This is a genomic window from Treponema sp. UBA3813, from assembly GCA_002368605.1.
Taxonomy (GTDB): Bacteria; Spirochaetota; Spirochaetia; order Treponematales; family Treponemataceae; genus Treponema_D.
The window spans coordinates 14,459-28,838 of record DFEB01000060.1 but is presented as its reverse complement, the minus strand read 5'-3'; the positions used below and the strand labels follow the sequence as shown (position 1 = coordinate 28,838).

The window sequence follows — 14,380 nt, the reverse complement described above, 5'->3', positions numbered from 1 at the left end:
CAATGAGCGTGAGCGAAGGCTGGAAAGCCCGTAGACAAGAAATATGCGCCCTTAAATTTCTCATTGCCCAAGTCTCTGATTTTCACTAAAATGGAGTCACTCTTTACATAGAAACAGAGGTTAAAAATGATTAAATTGCGCGGTGCTCTTACGGCTATGGTCACACCGATGAACCAGGACGGTTCGGTGGACTACGAAGGATTCAGAAAGAATGTGATTTTCCAGCTTGAGCAGGGAATTGACGGTCTTGTTCCACTGGGAACGACTGCCGAGACTCCAACTTTGGACGAAAACCCCGGCTCAGAAGAAGACAAACTCATTGAGATTGTCATGGAAGAAGTCAAAGCCTTTGAGAAAAAATCCGGCAAAAAAATCCCTGTTATCCTCGGTGCGGGAAGCAACAACACAAAAGACGCGGTGAAATACTGTGAGCGGGCAAAAAAAGCCGGGGCAGACGCAGCACTGGTCGTCACCCCATACTACAACAAACCTTCAAAAGAAGGAATTTTCCGCCACTTTGAGGCTGTCTCAAAAGTCGGTCTTCCAATCGTCGTATACAATATTCAGGGCAGAACCGGTGTGAATATTCCCACTGATTTGCTCGTTCGAATCGCAGAGTTGCCGAATATCGTTGGCGTTAAGGAAGCCAGCGGAAACATCAACCAGATGGGAGATGTAATCGCGCAGATTAAGAGCAAAAAGCCTGATTTTGCCGTTTTGAGCGGTGATGACGGTCTCACCTTGCCTTTGATTGCCTTGGGCGGTGACGGAATCATTTCCGTGGTGTCAAACCTGGCTCCGGCTCTTGTCACAGAAATGGCAAACAAGGCTTTGGACGGTGACATTGCGGCGGCTCGAAAAATTCACTATCGTCTTCTTCCTTTCTTTAAGGCCGCATTCGTGGACGGAAACCCCACATCTATCAAGTACGCCATGAATGTAAAGAAAATGCCGGCCGGCCCATGCCGCCTGCCTTTAGTGGAAGTCACCGATGAAGCAAAGAAGATTATAGAAAAAGCACTCAAGGACTGTGAGCTGTAAAATTCCTCACAGAGCTTAGGAGCGCACAGAGCCTTGTTATGTAAGAAAGAACGGCATAATCTTTTTTAAATTATGCTGTTGAAATGCAATAACTTTGTTTTGTGTGTAGCGGAATCGAGGTTGCGGCAAAAAGTCGCTTGAGCTTGCTCACCGCGACTTTTTTGACGCGTTCTCGATGGGAGCATACACAAAACACATTTAGATTAAATTTTACAGGAGCATATAAATGGCAGATAAGATTAATGTTGGTGTTTTGGGCGCTACTGGTATGGTTGGTCAGCGCTATATTAAATTGTTGGAAAATCACCCCTGGTTTAAGGTGACTTATGTTGCGGCTTCGCCCCGCTCGGCAGGAAAGGCTTACAAAGAGGCCGTCGCTAACCGCTGGCTCATCGGAGCTAACATTCCTTCTGATGTAAAAGACTTAATCGTTCAGGACGCAAACGACCCTAAGGCCGCTTTGGGTAAATGCCGCTTCGTTTTCTCTGCTTTGGAAATGGGAAAGGACGAAATCAAAGCTTTGGAAGCCGCCTACGCCGCAGAGGGAATCCCGGTTGTTTCTAACGCGAGCGCAAACCGCTGGACAGAGGATGTTCCAATGCTCATCCCTGAAATCAACTATTCTCACCTGGATGTAATCGCCGAGCAGAAAAAGCATCACGGCTGGGACAAGGGCTTTGTTGCCGTTAAGCCAAACTGCTCATTGCAGACATACATGATGCCTCTCTATGCTTTACAGAAGGCCGGATACCCGGTTAAGCGCATGATCGTAACGACTTTGCAGGCAGTCAGCGGAGCCGGCTATCCTGGCGTTCCTTCTTTTGACATGATTGACAATATCGTTCCATATATCGGTGGCGAGGAAGAAAAGACAGAAAAAGAATGCCTGAAGATTCTGGGAAGCGTAAAGGACGGAAAGATTGAGAATGCAAAAGGTCCAATTGTCTCATCAACCTGTACCCGCGTTCCTGTAATCGACGGACACACTGCAAGCGTAAACCTTGAGTTCGATTTGCCGGAAGACAAAAAGCCGAGCCTTGAAGAAGTTTTGCGCGTATGGCGAGAATTCACTTCTTTGCCGCAGGAGCTCAAGCTTCCAAGCGCACCGGAGCATCCCATTGTTTACCGCGAAGAAGAAAACCGCCCTCAGCCAAACCGCGACCGCGACACTGAAAAAGGTATGGCCTGTGTCCTCGGCCGCCTGCGAAAGTGCAATGTATTCGACATCAAGTTCGTAGCATTGAGCCACAACACAAAGCGAGGAGCCGCCCTGGGTGGAATCCTGAACGCAGAGCTGCTCAAAGCAAAAGGTTTCTTTGATTAATTAGACGCGGATTTACGCAGATACACACAGATAGATTTTTTCTGTGTGCTTACGAAAACACCTCAGTCTTATTTTCTTATCTAAGAAATGGGACTGAGGTTATTTTTTTTTGAGCGAGGAAAAATAATCTGCGTTAATCTGCGTTCATCCGCGTCGATTTTTATTTATTTGTTGCCACGATTGTTTCCAGTGCGACTTTCATCATATTGGTGAAGGTTGTCTGACGCTCTTCGGCTGTGGTGGCTCCGCCTAGCAAAATGTGGTCGCTGACGGTCATGATGGCCATGGCACGGCGCTTGTATTCTGCGGCCAAAGTGAAAAGCTCGGCGCTCTCCATTTCGATTCCCAGAACTCCGTATTCAGCCCACTTTTTCCAGTTGTCGTTTTTGTCGTAGAAGAAATCGCTGGAAGCAACAGAACCTACGGAATAGCGGATTTTCATTTCAGAAGCGATTTTATCTGCCGCGCGGACGAGATCGAAATTTGCCGTGGGGGCGAAGTGAAGGGAGCCGAAGCGCTGGTTCAAGAGAGAAGAGTCTGAGCAGGCCGAATTTACGATAATCGTGTCACGGAGTTTTGTGTTTTCGTTGACCGCGCCGCATGTTCCCACCCGGATTGCGGTCTGAACGCCGTAGAATTTAAAAAGCTCGGTGGCATAAATCGAAAGGGAGGGCTGCCCCATGCCGGTTCCCTGAACGCTTACGGGAACGCCCTTGTAAGTGCCGGTAAAGCCGAACATGCCTCGCACTTCGTTATAGCACTTGGCATTTTTCAAAAAATTTTCTGCAATGAATTTTGCCCGCAATGGGTCGCCCGGAAGCAAGACATTGGGAGCGATTGCGCCTTCTGGCGCGTTAATGTGTGTACTCATGCTTTAATTATAGCACGAGATTGTGAAAAATCTAGCAGAAAATCACGCCGAAAAATGCCCCTGCCGCCACCAGAAAGACCGGATGCACTTTTGTCTTAAAAAGAATGAGCAGGCACAATCCGTAGAAAATCGCGCTGACTCCGTAAATCTGAAAATTGTCGTTCCAAGTCGAAGGAGAAGAAAGCAAAAATCCTTCCCGCACTACAAAAAGAGCGATGATGACGATTTTAGCCGCCGCAACCGCAATAACGCCGGAGACCGCCGGACGCAGAGTTGAGAAAGCCGCCTGCACTCCCTTCTTTTGGGCAAAAGCACCGAAGAAGCGGGCAATAAGGATAATACAAATGAGGGATGGCAAAACCTGCCCCAAAGTGGAGAAAAAACCGCCCCAGACGCCATAAAGTTCAGTTCCCAAATAAGTCGCCATATTGATTCCGATTGGCCCCGGCGTGCTCTCAGAAATCGCGACCATACTGAAGAAAAATTCATTGTCAATCAAATGGAAGCGCTCGACCAAAACCTGCTGCATGACTGTAATCGCCACCTGTCCGCCGCCAATGGTAATCAAGCCGATATAGAAAAAGACCGCGATAAGGCATAAAAGTCCTAGTCCGCTCTGAGATTGAATCTGGGAAATCATAAAATCAGTCATGGACAGCCTCCTCTTTTCTGAATTCTCCCCTGCATGATGCGAGAATCACGCCCAGAATCGCGCTTCCGAAAATCACATAGGCCGTGCCCACATTAAAGACAAAAATCAGCAAAAAGGCGATTACGAGCAGAAGGAAGCCGAAAAGATTTTTCACCGACTTTTTTGAAAATTTGTAGACTGCGCTGGTGAGGATTGCCGCCACCGCCACATTGATTCCCTTGAGAGCTTTTTGAACCCATTCAATCTCGCTGAAATTCGAGATGAATTTTGCAATAAGGGTGATTATGATGATTGATGGAAAAACCATACCGAAAGTAGCCACACAGCCGCCAATCAAGCCAGCCCGCTTATAGCCGATAAAAGTCGCCACGTTCACCGCGATAATGCCAGGCGTGCTCTGGCCGATGGCAAAATAGTCCAATAATTCGTCGCTGGTCGTCCAATTGCGTTTTTCGGCAAGTTCCCGCTCCAGGATAGGCAGCATGGCGATTCCGCCACCGAATGTACAAGACCCGATTTTAAAGAAGATTGAGAATAAATCCCAAAGAGTACGAAGTTTTTCTTTCATTTAATGTCCCTATCTTGCGTAGAGAACGCAGAGATTTTTTAGCCAGGCGGCAACTTTTTCGGCTTTTTCGCCAGAAATCATGTTTTCACCTGCCCGCCAGGCCCAGTTTGCCCCGCTCGTGCTTGGCATGTTCATGCGGGCCTCGCTTGAAAGGGCGTAAATGTCCTGCAAGGGCAAAACCGCGATTTCTGCCGTGCTTGACAGGGCGGCCTTTACCATGCAAGCGCAGAGTTTCTTTGACTTGACAAGTTTTTTTGCCGACTCAAGGCTGTTCTTTTCGCCAGTGAAATAATCGGCGACCAAGACGACGCTCTCATCGTCAAGGCTTTCAAGCAAGCCCTGAGTGGTGTCGTTGTCATGGGTTCCAGTGTAAACTACGCAATTCGTGGTCTCGTAATTGTGGGGAAGGAAGACATTTTTGAGAGCGCCTGCATTTCTTTCGTTTTTGTCGAAGCCGAACTGCAAGACTTTCATGCCGGGAAAGCCTGTCTCGTCACGCAAGGCACGCACTTCATCTGTGATGACCCCCAAATCCTCCGCGATGAGAGGCAAGACTCCTTTTTCACCGATAGCTGCTTTGATTGCGTCGAAAAGCCCGATTCCAGGGCCCTTTTCCCATTTTCCTTTTATTGCGTTTTCGCTGCCGAAAGGAACTGCCCAATAGCTTTCAAATCCCCGGAAGTGGTCGATTCTGACATAATCCACCAGGGAAAGCATTTTTTTTACTCTGGCAATCCACCAGGCATAGCCGTCTTTTTTCATGTTCTTCCAGTTGTAGAGAGGATTTCCCCAAAGCTGGCCTGTGGCAGAAAAATAATCCGGCGGAACGCCAGCGACTGCGCTGAAATTACCGTCTTTTCCAATCTGGAAGAGTTTTTGGTTAGCCCACACATCGCTTGAATCTGGAGCGACAAAAATCGGAACATCACCGATGATTTCAATTCCCTTTGAAGAAGCGTATTCGTGAAGAGCCTGCCACTGTTTTGCCGCAAAGAACTGAATCACTTCGGTCTGCAAGAAGTCTTCGCTGTGCTCGTTAATCCATTTTTCAACGGCGGCCTCGTCGTGCCTGGCAAGTTTTTTCGGCCAGTAGACATTCCAGCTGCCGTTTACATCACATTTTTTTTCTTCCCGCTCTTCCTGCGCCTTTTGGTCATAAAAGCTCTTGATGCTCATAAAAGCCGCATAGTCCCGGAGCCAGAAAAGATTTTCCCGGCAGAAAGAGAAGAATTCCATCTTAACGCTGGGGTCAAAATTCTCCCCCGCCCCATCGGGATTGGTCATCAATTCAAGGAAATATTTTGCGATTTCTTTGAGGGCATGGCTCTTCCACCAGACGACAGCGCCAAAATCCACCGGGCCTTTTGCTTTTACATAAGAAGGCTTTTTTATGAGGGCAGAAGTCGCCCAGCCCCGCTCTGCCAAATCATCAAAATCAATAAGGAGAGGATTGAGGGCAAAAGTCGAAAATGACTGGTAAGGGCTGTCACCGTAGCCAGTAGGTCCCAGAGGAAGGACTTGCCAAAGTTTCATGCCAGCCTTTTCCAAAAAATCCACGAAGGCAAAAGCCGATTTTCCCAAAGTACCGATTCCCGCACTTCCCGGCAAGCTCGTAGGATGAAGTAAAATTCCTGCTTTTCTCATAAAATCAATCTCCTTAAACACAAATTAAAATTGGTGTCACTTCGTGTAATTCGTGTCTTTTTTTTTATAATAATTCGATTCGTCGGTCTTTTTTCAGTTGTTCGACGACTTTTTTTACATCCTGAACTTTGTTTTTATCGCAGACCAGGACGGCATCTTCGGTTTCGATAACGACCACATTTTCAAGGCCAATAGTAGCAATGAGGCGGCCGCTTGAATAGGTGATACAATTTTTGGTGTCCACATTGATTTGGTCGCCGATTTTAATATTTCCGTCGCTGTCGGCTTCATGAAGAACACCCATCATGTCAAAACTTCCCACATCATTCCAGCCGAATTCACCGGGAACCACATAAACATCGCCAGCTTTTTCCATGATACCGTAATCAATGGAGATGCTTTCGATTTTTGGGTAGATTTTGTCGATGACATTATATTCATCATCGGTTTTCATGGCCTCGCCGATTTTGCACAAATCTTTGTAGATTCCGGGAAGAAATTTTTCAAAATTCTTGAGAATCGTGCTGGCCTTCCAGATGAACATGCCGCTGTTCCATGCGTACTCACCAGATTCCACATATTTTTTTGCTGTCGCTTCATCGGGCTTTTCTTTAAATTCAAGGACTTTAAGAACTTCATCCGCTGATTTTTGGAATTTAATATAGCCGTAGCCAGTGGCCGCAAATGTGGGAGTGATTCCAACTGTAACGAGAGCGTCTTTTTCTTGGGCAGCTTTCACAGCCACTCCAAGGACGCGGGTGAATTCTTCTTCATTTTTGATATATGCGTCACTAGGAGTGATTACCATGATTCCGTCGCCATATTTTTTGACGATTTCCATCGCCGCATAACCGACACATGCCGCCGTATTTCGTGCGCTAGGTTCCGAGAGAATGTGATTTCGCTTTACCCTGCCTTTCGTAGCTTTAAGCATCTTTGCGACTTGGGATTCATTCGTTACGATAAAAATATCCTCACTTGCCGCAGTTTTTGCAAGACGGTCAATCGCCTCGTTCACCATTAAATCTTTGCCGCTTAAATTGAGAAGCTGTTTTGGTGTCGTCTGTCTGGAAAGAGGCCAGAATCGAGTTCCGCCGCCACCTGCCATAATAACGCCATAAGTTTTCATATTATTCCCCCAAAAGGTATATTCAGATTCTTGCAGAGACTTTCGTATTCGGAAAGTTCCTGTTTGTTCGCTTTTGTGACAAAGAATGTGAGGTTCTCTACAGAACTTTTTTCTGCATTAGTCCTTTCGATTGCACTCGGCGATTGCTCTTCGTGGATTTTTCGGATTGCCTGATTCGCCACTCCGTCACGGCTGTCAACCACAGAGATTCCTTCTCCGCAAGCCTTTCGCATTTCACTGGCAATGTGGGTGAAGTGAGTGCAGCCTAAAATCACCGTGTCACAGCCTTGGCTTTTGAAAAAATCAGCCGCCTCTTTTACAGCCTCAAGCCGCTCATTTTCGCTGGCATTAAAATATTTTTTTTCGATGAAGTCGATTAACTTTGGGTCAGCCCGCATAGAGACAGAACAATCGCTGGCAAAATCCTGAATCAATCGCTGGCAATAAGGATGGCGAACTGTGGCATTCGTGGCCAATAAGCCGATTTTTTTGTTCTTTGTGACTTCTGCGGCAAGTTTGATTGCAGGAACCGTGCCGATTATAGGAAGAGAAGGAAAACGCTGTCGCAAGTCATCCAGTGCTGTAACAGAAATTGTATTACATGCCACAACAATCGCCTTTGGAGCCCACAAATCTATGATTTTTTGAATGGCCTTTGACGCACAGGCTGTAACCTCTTCGCTTGATTTTTCGCCATAAGGAAAATGCTCCGTATCCCCAAGATAAACTGAGACCGCGGAGGGCAATTTTTCGTTCAGAGAAAGCATATAAGGAATTCCGCCAGTACCACTGTCAAGGAATGCGAAGTCAACTTGCATAAGAATATTCTAGTCCTTTTTCACATTTTCCGCTATAATAAATTCATGTTTTCTTTTTCAAAGTGTATGCATCAAGGATGCTCTCATTTTGCAATTTCCGACATCGACTCAAAAGGCAATCTCATCGAAAGCAGCCAGTATTGCTATGCCCACACCGAAAATAAAGATGAGATTCAAAACAAAATTTACGACTACATCCGTTCACACGACAAAATCATCGGTATGAACGCAAGCGGCATCACCTTCACCAATATCGATTTTACAAACAAAGGCTTTTTTGGCTGCGATTTTTCTCACTGTTTTTTTGTGGGCATCAAAACTAAGGGGATGCGTATCAGAATCAGCAATTTCGCCTTCTCAATTTTTTCTGACTCTAACTTCCTTGAAAGCAATGTTCACTTCACTTCCTTCGCAGGGGCAAAATTCAGCCATGTCCTTTTTACGGGCAGCGATATGATTCAAAATAATTTCTGCGGAATCTCATCATTCCAGTCATCTTTCGACGATTCCGATCTCTACAGCTCATATTTCATCAATGCAAAATTGATTGATACCTCATTCCGAAACTGCAACATCAAGGAGACAGTTTTCTACGAAATCACCCAGCAGAATATTTCATTCCGCCAGTCAAATACAAATGCTGCGGTCTTCGACAAACGAGGAAGCGCTCTCTTTACAGGTCTTGAAGAGCTTGATGTTCCCCGCGGCGTACAAAAGGGGCCCGGCTTATGAAAATTTACCTTCACCTCGATTTTGAAAAACTCACAAACTGTTATCTCGTAGTCAATGAAGTATCCAAAAAAGCAATCATCATTGACCCTTGCAAAATTTCAACCATTTTGATTAAGCAAATTGAAGATGGCGGTTATGATTTGTGCGCCGTTTTAATCACCCATAAACATGAAAATCACTATCGCGGCTTAAAAACACTTCAGAAGATTTATGACTTTCCGGTTTATGCCGCCGACAACGAACTGGCAAACGCTCAGAATATTCTCAAAGGTGACGGAATAAAATCCATCGGAGGGCTTGAAATCGAATACTTTTCACTCCCTGGTCATAGCGCAGATTCCATCGTATATAAAATCAACAACGCAATCTTTACCGGAGATGTTATTTTTGCAGGTAAAATCGGATCAAGTTCATGCGCCTACACACAGAAATACTTGGCCAACGGAATAAAATCAAAACTCTTCACGCTCAACGATGATACGGTAATCATGCCAGGACATGGACCAATCACAAGCGTAGGGGCCGAAAAGCAGTTCAACCTCGACCTTGCATCCCTCTCAAAATAAAACTATCTCGTAATAAGCCAGACCCGCCCGGCATTAAGATTCCAGCGGTCACTCACATATTCATCAAGAAGACTTGCCGCGCTCTCAAAGCCGCTTCCTGCTGTTTCAATGATGTAATCCGCCTCGTATTTTGCCATTTGCTGGGAATGCTCCCTTTTTGCCATATTAACAAAATATGTTGCCGTCGAAGAAACAGGCTGCTGCAAAAGGTAGGCCATAAATTCGTTTTTCATTAAATAATCATCGCGGACATCATAGTTAAGGGTCGGAGTCACCTGAAAATATTTCCGGAGATAGGCCAGGGTTTTAGGATCAATGGTGTAATAAATTGAGGCCACAGTATTGCGGAATTCCTCATCAATAAAGAAAATTCCGTGCCAGCCTTCATGGGCGATAAAAGTCGTGCGGAGATAAGTCGGAGATTCCTGTGAAATAGAAATAGCCGCTCCCTGCCCCGCCGTAACTTCACCGTTTGAAGAGATTTTAATCACGCCGTTATAGGCAAGAATTTCTTTAAGCAAAAGCTCTTTGTCGTTAAGAGGAAAATTCTCAAGCCGAGCCTTTTCAAAGAATCTGGCCAAATCATCAGCCTTGTAGTCATGGGCATTGTAACCGTGCTTGCCTTTAAGTTCTGAATCTGAAAGCAATCTTCCCTTGTAGCCAGCCTTTTCCACAAAAAAAGCGAGGCGGCGGAAAAAATCATCCTGAACCGAGTAAGTTGAAATATCAAAAAAGAGAACTCCGGGAAATCTGTCCCACTCAAAAAGCTCGTAATCGTTGCCCCGCCAATTATTTCGCGACCATTTCATAATCAGACCGGGATCGACTTTAATGGGAACAAGGACATTTTTTTTGCCTTGAGCGAATGTGAGAAGATTTTTGTCAGAAGCGGTAAGCAAAACCGAAAGAGGATAAGACTCTTCATCTGGGTAAGTGACAACTGAAAAAGGAGATTTGAGGGCAGCCGTCGGGATTTCCACAGGTTCGCTCGTACGCCGGATATAAAGCACTTCACCATCAAAAGCGAGTTTTTGCCTTCCCTTTGTGTCGGAAAATTTTACGGTAATCCTAGGCATGAGCCCTTCACGGGAGTTGATTGAATTGAAAGCAAGGGAGGCACCGCGGAAATCATCAGTACCGTTGTTCGTGCCGCCGTTCGGAGCAAAAGCATATACTGGAATTTCACCTGAAAAATCATGACCAACAAAAGCCCTGAGAATCTGGGCAGAGTCAATTCTAACCTTTGAAGCCGATTTTATGAAAAATCCTGCCGGACAGCCCTTCTCGCTTGAAAAACAGAATGAAAGGGCAAAAGAAGAGCCTTCGTACTTTTTGAGAAAATCCGTAATCACGGGAAGAGACTGAATTTCACTCTCTCTGGAAGCAAAATCATAGAAAAAGCCGAAAGAAAGGCTGCCTTCCGTATCGACAGCAGAAGTACGGATTTTGAGAGGACTAATCTGAATTAAAAGAGAAGCATCTCCGTTCTTTTCAAAAAAATTGGAAATCGCGCCCTTTTGATCAGCCGTAAAAGCAAAATAGCGGACACCGCCGGAAGAAGATTCCAGAACTTCACTGGGATAAAAATCAGGAATATCAAGGGTAAAAGCGGATTTATGGCTGCAAGAAAACAAGAGCGGAATCAATAAAATATATAGAAGAAAAATCGATTTTTTAGAAAAATGTAAACTCTGCATGAATAAAATCTACCACAAAACAGAAAAAGTAACTATCATATAAGGGAAAAAAATGAAAAGCGAGACCGTAATTTTTTTGAATCCAAACCAGATTATTCTCATACGAAATTTACAAAAAGAATTATGCGCCGTCACTTATGAGAAAATTCCCGAAAGAAAAAGCATAATCTGCCTGCCGCTTCTACCGATTTGCGTAAAAAACGAAGAATTAAAAGAAAAAGCAAAAATCACGAAAGCCCAACCATTTGGAATCTATATAGAAGAAAATAAAATTTTGCTGAAAATTGAGATGAGAATCGATGGGAAAGAATCTTTCGGAAGAATCGAAGTATGCGAATTTATTTTAAAAAATAAAGATTCTGGCGAAGATTTCCGTCTTAAAAGCGAGGATTTTTCTGAAATCTGGGAAAAATTCGCGCCAAAAATCAAAAAAATCTCTCCTTTCAGGCTGGTTCAAATGGAAACTGAAGAAAATGAAAATGGAATCGTCTGGCGAGTCCTAAAAGAAAAATGGGAGAAAATTTAGTTACATCACCTGTATTACTTCAGGATGGGTGATATGAATGTCAGTGCGGCTGATTAGAAAAACGATAAGAGTTGCGGCTACGAAAAAAACGCCTACCAGCCCTGCCTGAGACTGCTGAGTGAGCGTAAAATTAAATCGCTGGGAAAAGCAAGGTGCGAGAAAAAATCCAGTGGCAGCACTGGCTATGGGAAATAAAAGCGAAATTAGGCCGAGAATTCCGTTCAGAATGCGGGGAAAACCGATTCTTACGATATTATCTTCTTTGAGAGGAAGATTTTTTTTGTTGATTACATGAAAACTTTTACCCTGTTTGGCACAATCCATGTTGTTGCAAGTAACACAGGCATCAGAAATAAGAGAGACGACTTCGATTTTTTGACCGTCAATGCCCTTGACGATGGCAAAATCACGCATCGCTGCCCTCTCCCTCAAAATCATTCTCGCCCAACTGAATATTCTTCATCTGCTGAACACACATCTGATAACCTGTTTTATTCCCCAATTCCTCGTAAGTATCCCGAAGATTAAAAAGCGCGTCGTAATAATAAGAATTAATCGTGACGGCATTTTCAAAAGCCTCGCAAGCAAGGTGGAATTCATTCGTATTAAAATAGATGACGCCGATTGTATTCCACAAATGAGCATTTTGGGAATTTCTTGAGAGTCCTTCAAGACAATAAGCAAGAGCCTCTTCATTACAGCCCTGATTAAAACAGATAAGGGCAAGAGTCTCAATGATTTCGTCATCTTCGTCATCGATTTCGTGGGCGCGAAGAAGGGCAGACTTTGCCGCCAGAAGATTTCCCGCATCGCGATAGGTGATTCCCAGATTGTACCACAAGAGATGATTGTATGTTTCAAGGGAGATTGCCCTTTTGAGACAGGCTATTGCTTCAAGATACTGTCCGCTGGACGCAAGTTCGATTGCCTGCGAATTTAAGCTAGATGCATTTTCTTTCATAGTGCCTGCCTATTTTGTCTTTTTTTGCAAAGAATCGAACAAATCTTTGATGAGTAACGCCGATTTTGAAGAAGAATTCGAGAAAAGTGAAGCAAGAGCCTCGCTGTTTTTGGCGATAATTTCATTACCCTTCTCTTTTGCCTTATCTACAGCCCCGCTTTTTGTGAGCAGCGAAATTGCCTCTTCAACGGCAGGAGAATCGATTCCCTCTGCCCTTGCTTTTTGGAAAAGAGAAGTGAGTCTTTCGCTGTCTTCCGGGTGATTTTCAAGATGAATGAGAACGGGAAGACTTTTTTTGCCCTCTACGATATCATCACCCCGCTTTTTGCCGGGATTTCCCGTGGTAAGATTTATGACATCATCGATAATCTGAAAGCCAGTTCCAACATCCTCGGCAAAAACGCCGGCCTTTTCTAGCTCTTCAAGGCTTGCTCCGCCTGCAAGAAGCCCCAATTTTACCGCCATTCGGGAAAGGGTGCCTGTTTTGTTGCGGACCATTGCCCTATATTCCTGAACCGTGGGAATAAGAGAAGGATTTCTGTGCCAGAGGATGTCCATAGCCTGCCCCAGATGCAAGCGGCGGAGTTCAGTCAAAAAAAGCTCGTAAAGCCGGAGTTTTTCTGAGTCAGAAAGATTTGAATCCTTTATGCAGGAAGCCGCCTCAAAATAAAGCCAGGAGCCGGCGTTAAGGGCGACATCAAGGCCATAGGTGATGTGAGCGCAGGGCTTACCCCGGCGAGTGTCGGCAGCATCTTCAATATCATCGTGGATAAGGCTTGCCGTGTGAGCGAATTCTACAAGCGGCGTGATTTTGTATGCTTTTTCCACGGCGAGATTTATTTCGGTCTGGGAAGATTTTTTTGTCTCCGCTGCCATTTCAGCGCAAAGAACCAAAAGGAGTGGCCGCCAGCGCTTACCACCAAGTTCCACGAGATTTGTGCATGGAGCGAGCAGGTTTGCAAGATGAGAGCCATTTATGCAGGAATCAATGTTCCCGAAAGAAAGACTCTGCCAAGCCCCGTTCGGCTGAGAAGGAAGGTATGTATGCAAAACGCCCTCAATCTTTTGAAGGCGCGAAATAAATTCTGAATTCATATTATATAAATATACAACAGAAAGGCGAAAAAGGCTAGAAAGATTTACGGCAGGTATTCCTTGTTGATGTTTCGCAGAGCCGCAAACATTTTCTCTTTGGCGCGGCGGTCTCCGTGAGTGAGGGCTTCAAGTCGGGCGCGGGCATCCTTGCGGCCAGAATTGTCCTGATACATGCAGGTACAGGTAGTGCTGATGTAGCCAGAGTCTTTTGCGTGCTCTTTAATCGTCTCCACATCGGCATAGCAAAGGGGACGAATAAGCGAAAGAGGATATTTTTGATAATTCAGCCGGGGCGGCATCGTAGAAAGTTCGGATTTTACCAGCATGTTCATCAGAAGAGTTTCAAGGATATCATCCATGTGATGACCAAGAGCGATTTTATTGTAACCGTGCTTGAGGGCAAAGTGGACAAGCTCGTTCCGACGCTGATTTGAGCACCAATAGCAGCTCATCTTGAATCCTTCTTTGATTCGGTTCTGAACATCGACGAAATAGTTGATTATGTCCACATTCCATTCCTGCATTTGAGCGCGAAGACGGGGACTCATGGTACAAGCTTCAAAATCCGTCTCGATATGAATGGCCGAAAAAGTAAAATTTGCGTCCTTTCTTTTTGCCCGGTTGGCAAAATATTCGACCAGAGCCGTAGAATCCTTACCGCCAGAAGCACCGATAAGAATTCTGTCGTCAGGCTCAATCATCTTGTAATCATAAATCGCCTTATCGATAATGCTGAACAATTTTGGCTGAGACATA

16 protein-coding genes are annotated in these 14,380 nt (G+C 45.0%); 5 read left to right on the top strand and 11 right to left on the bottom strand.

The annotated features are described in order from the left end of the window. Positions 1-126 precede the first annotated feature (126 nt). Both dapA and asd read left to right on the top strand, forming a co-directional pair. A complete protein-coding gene (gene dapA / locus B2089_RS09665; RefSeq protein ID WP_296320292.1) occupies positions 127-1,041 on the top strand; it encodes a 4-hydroxy-tetrahydrodipicolinate synthase in 915 nt (304 codons plus the stop codon). Positions 1,042-1,267: 226 nt separating this feature from the next. After that, positions 1,268-2,365 (top strand): aspartate-semialdehyde dehydrogenase, encoded by a 1,098-nt coding sequence (gene asd, locus B2089_RS09660; protein WP_296320295.1) that lies wholly within the window; start codon positions 1,268-1,270, stop codon positions 2,363-2,365. Between the two features lie 160 nt (positions 2,366-2,525). Here asd and deoD read toward each other — a convergent pair whose 3' ends face one another. The 6 genes from deoD to murI all read right to left on the bottom strand — a co-directional run bounded on the left by deoD (position 2,526) and on the right by murI (position 8,047). Continuing rightward, entirely contained in the window at positions 2,526-3,236 is a 711-nt protein-coding gene (deoD, locus tag B2089_RS09655; RefSeq protein WP_296320298.1) for a purine-nucleoside phosphorylase, read from the bottom strand. 31 nt (positions 3,237-3,267) lie between these two features. Beyond that, positions 3,268-3,888: a chromate transporter gene (locus B2089_RS09650; RefSeq protein ID WP_296320301.1), complete on the bottom strand. Its 621-nt coding sequence runs from the start codon at positions 3,886-3,888 to the stop codon at positions 3,268-3,270. Further along, positions 3,881-4,456 (bottom strand): chromate transporter, encoded by a 576-nt coding sequence (locus B2089_RS09645; protein ID WP_296320305.1) that lies wholly within the window; start codon positions 4,454-4,456, stop codon positions 3,881-3,883. Before B2089_RS09645 ends, B2089_RS09650 begins: the two co-directional genes overlap by 8 nt. Positions 4,457-4,465: 9 nt before the next feature. Further along, entirely contained in the window at positions 4,466-6,100 is a 1,635-nt protein-coding gene (gene malQ / locus B2089_RS09640; RefSeq protein ID WP_296320308.1) for a 4-alpha-glucanotransferase, read from the bottom strand. Between the two features lie 64 nt (positions 6,101-6,164). Further along, complete coding sequence (locus tag B2089_RS09635; protein ID WP_296320311.1) at positions 6,165-7,229, bottom strand: mannose-1-phosphate guanylyltransferase; 1,065 nt, start codon at positions 7,227-7,229, stop codon at positions 6,165-6,167. After that, on the bottom strand, positions 7,226-8,047 hold the full coding sequence (gene murI / locus B2089_RS09630) for a glutamate racemase (RefSeq protein ID WP_296320314.1): 822 nt from the start codon (positions 8,045-8,047) through the stop codon (positions 7,226-7,228). The genes B2089_RS09635 and murI overlap by 4 nt, the downstream gene beginning before the upstream one ends. Positions 8,048-8,092: 45 nt before the next feature. Between murI and B2089_RS09625 the strand changes: the two genes are divergently transcribed. Together B2089_RS09625 and B2089_RS09620 are read left to right on the top strand one after the other, a co-directional pair. Then, positions 8,093-8,779, top strand: coding sequence for a pentapeptide repeat-containing protein (locus tag B2089_RS09625; RefSeq protein WP_296320318.1), 687 nt, complete (start codon positions 8,093-8,095; stop codon positions 8,777-8,779). Further along, positions 8,776-9,345 carry an MBL fold metallo-hydrolase gene (locus tag B2089_RS09620; protein WP_296320322.1) on the top strand — a complete coding sequence of 190 codons (570 nt, stop codon included), beginning with the start codon at positions 8,776-8,778 and terminating at the stop codon, positions 9,343-9,345. The genes B2089_RS09625 and B2089_RS09620 overlap by 4 nt, the downstream gene beginning before the upstream one ends. Positions 9,346-9,347: 2 nt before the next feature. Here B2089_RS09620 and B2089_RS09615 read toward each other — a convergent pair whose 3' ends face one another. Beyond that, a complete protein-coding gene (locus B2089_RS09615; RefSeq protein WP_296320325.1) occupies positions 9,348-11,042 on the bottom strand; it encodes a hypothetical protein in 1,695 nt (564 codons plus the stop codon). A gap of 52 nt (positions 11,043-11,094) precedes the next feature. Here B2089_RS09615 and B2089_RS09610 point away from each other — a divergent pair, with 52 nt between their 5' ends. Then, a complete protein-coding gene (locus B2089_RS09610) occupies positions 11,095-11,568 on the top strand; it encodes a hypothetical protein (protein WP_296320328.1) in 474 nt (157 codons plus the stop codon). On the opposite strand, the gene B2089_RS09605 is transcribed toward B2089_RS09610, so the two are convergent. The 4 genes from B2089_RS09605 to B2089_RS09590 are packed head-to-tail and all read right to left on the bottom strand — an operon-like array spanning position 11,569 to position 14,379. Next, the gene (locus tag B2089_RS09605) at positions 11,569-11,982 is read right to left on the bottom strand and encodes a hypothetical protein (protein ID WP_296320331.1); all 414 of its coding nucleotides are present in this window, start codon (positions 11,980-11,982) and stop codon (positions 11,569-11,571) included. Continuing rightward, complete coding sequence (locus B2089_RS09600; RefSeq protein ID WP_296320333.1) at positions 11,975-12,529, bottom strand: hypothetical protein; 555 nt, start codon at positions 12,527-12,529, stop codon at positions 11,975-11,977. The genes B2089_RS09605 and B2089_RS09600 overlap by 8 nt, the downstream gene beginning before the upstream one ends. A gap of 9 nt (positions 12,530-12,538) precedes the next feature. Then, entirely contained in the window at positions 12,539-13,624 is a 1,086-nt protein-coding gene (locus tag B2089_RS09595; RefSeq protein WP_296320336.1) for a polyprenyl synthetase family protein, read from the bottom strand. A 44-nt stretch (positions 13,625-13,668) separates the two neighbouring features. Continuing rightward, on the bottom strand, positions 13,669-14,379 hold the full coding sequence (locus B2089_RS09590) for a tRNA 2-thiocytidine biosynthesis TtcA family protein (RefSeq protein WP_296320339.1): 711 nt from the start codon (positions 14,377-14,379) through the stop codon (positions 13,669-13,671). Position 14,380 lies beyond the last annotated feature (1 nt).

Coding starts and splice junctions, on each gene's coding strand:
- dapA (WP_296320292.1), top strand. CDS start 127: ATGATTAAATTGCGCGGTGCTCTTACGGCTATGGTCACACCGATGAAC.
- asd (WP_296320295.1), top strand. CDS start 1,268: ATGGCAGATAAGATTAATGTTGGTGTTTTGGGCGCTACTGGTATGGTT.
- deoD (WP_296320298.1), bottom strand. CDS start 3,236: ATGAGTACACACATTAACGCGCCAGAAGGCGCAATCGCTCCCAATGTC.
- B2089_RS09650 (WP_296320301.1), bottom strand. CDS start 3,888: ATGACTGATTTTATGATTTCCCAGATTCAATCTCAGAGCGGACTAGGA.
- B2089_RS09645 (WP_296320305.1), bottom strand. CDS start 4,456: ATGAAAGAAAAACTTCGTACTCTTTGGGATTTATTCTCAATCTTCTTT.
- malQ (WP_296320308.1), bottom strand. CDS start 6,100: ATGAGAAAAGCAGGAATTTTACTTCATCCTACGAGCTTGCCGGGAAGT.
- B2089_RS09635 (WP_296320311.1), bottom strand. CDS start 7,229: ATGAAAACTTATGGCGTTATTATGGCAGGTGGCGGCGGAACTCGATTC.
- murI (WP_296320314.1), bottom strand. CDS start 8,047: ATGCAAGTTGACTTCGCATTCCTTGACAGTGGTACTGGCGGAATTCCT.
- B2089_RS09625 (WP_296320318.1), top strand. CDS start 8,093: ATGTTTTCTTTTTCAAAGTGTATGCATCAAGGATGCTCTCATTTTGCA.
- B2089_RS09620 (WP_296320322.1), top strand. CDS start 8,776: ATGAAAATTTACCTTCACCTCGATTTTGAAAAACTCACAAACTGTTAT.
- B2089_RS09615 (WP_296320325.1), bottom strand. CDS start 11,042: ATGCAGAGTTTACATTTTTCTAAAAAATCGATTTTTCTTCTATATATT.
- B2089_RS09610 (WP_296320328.1), top strand. CDS start 11,095: ATGAAAAGCGAGACCGTAATTTTTTTGAATCCAAACCAGATTATTCTC.
- B2089_RS09605 (WP_296320331.1), bottom strand. CDS start 11,982: ATGCGTGATTTTGCCATCGTCAAGGGCATTGACGGTCAAAAAATCGAA.
- B2089_RS09600 (WP_296320333.1), bottom strand. CDS start 12,529: ATGAAAGAAAATGCATCTAGCTTAAATTCGCAGGCAATCGAACTTGCG.
- B2089_RS09595 (WP_296320336.1), bottom strand. CDS start 13,624: ATGAATTCAGAATTTATTTCGCGCCTTCAAAAGATTGAGGGCGTTTTG.
- B2089_RS09590 (WP_296320339.1), bottom strand. CDS start 14,379: ATGTCTCAGCCAAAATTGTTCAGCATTATCGATAAGGCGATTTATGAT.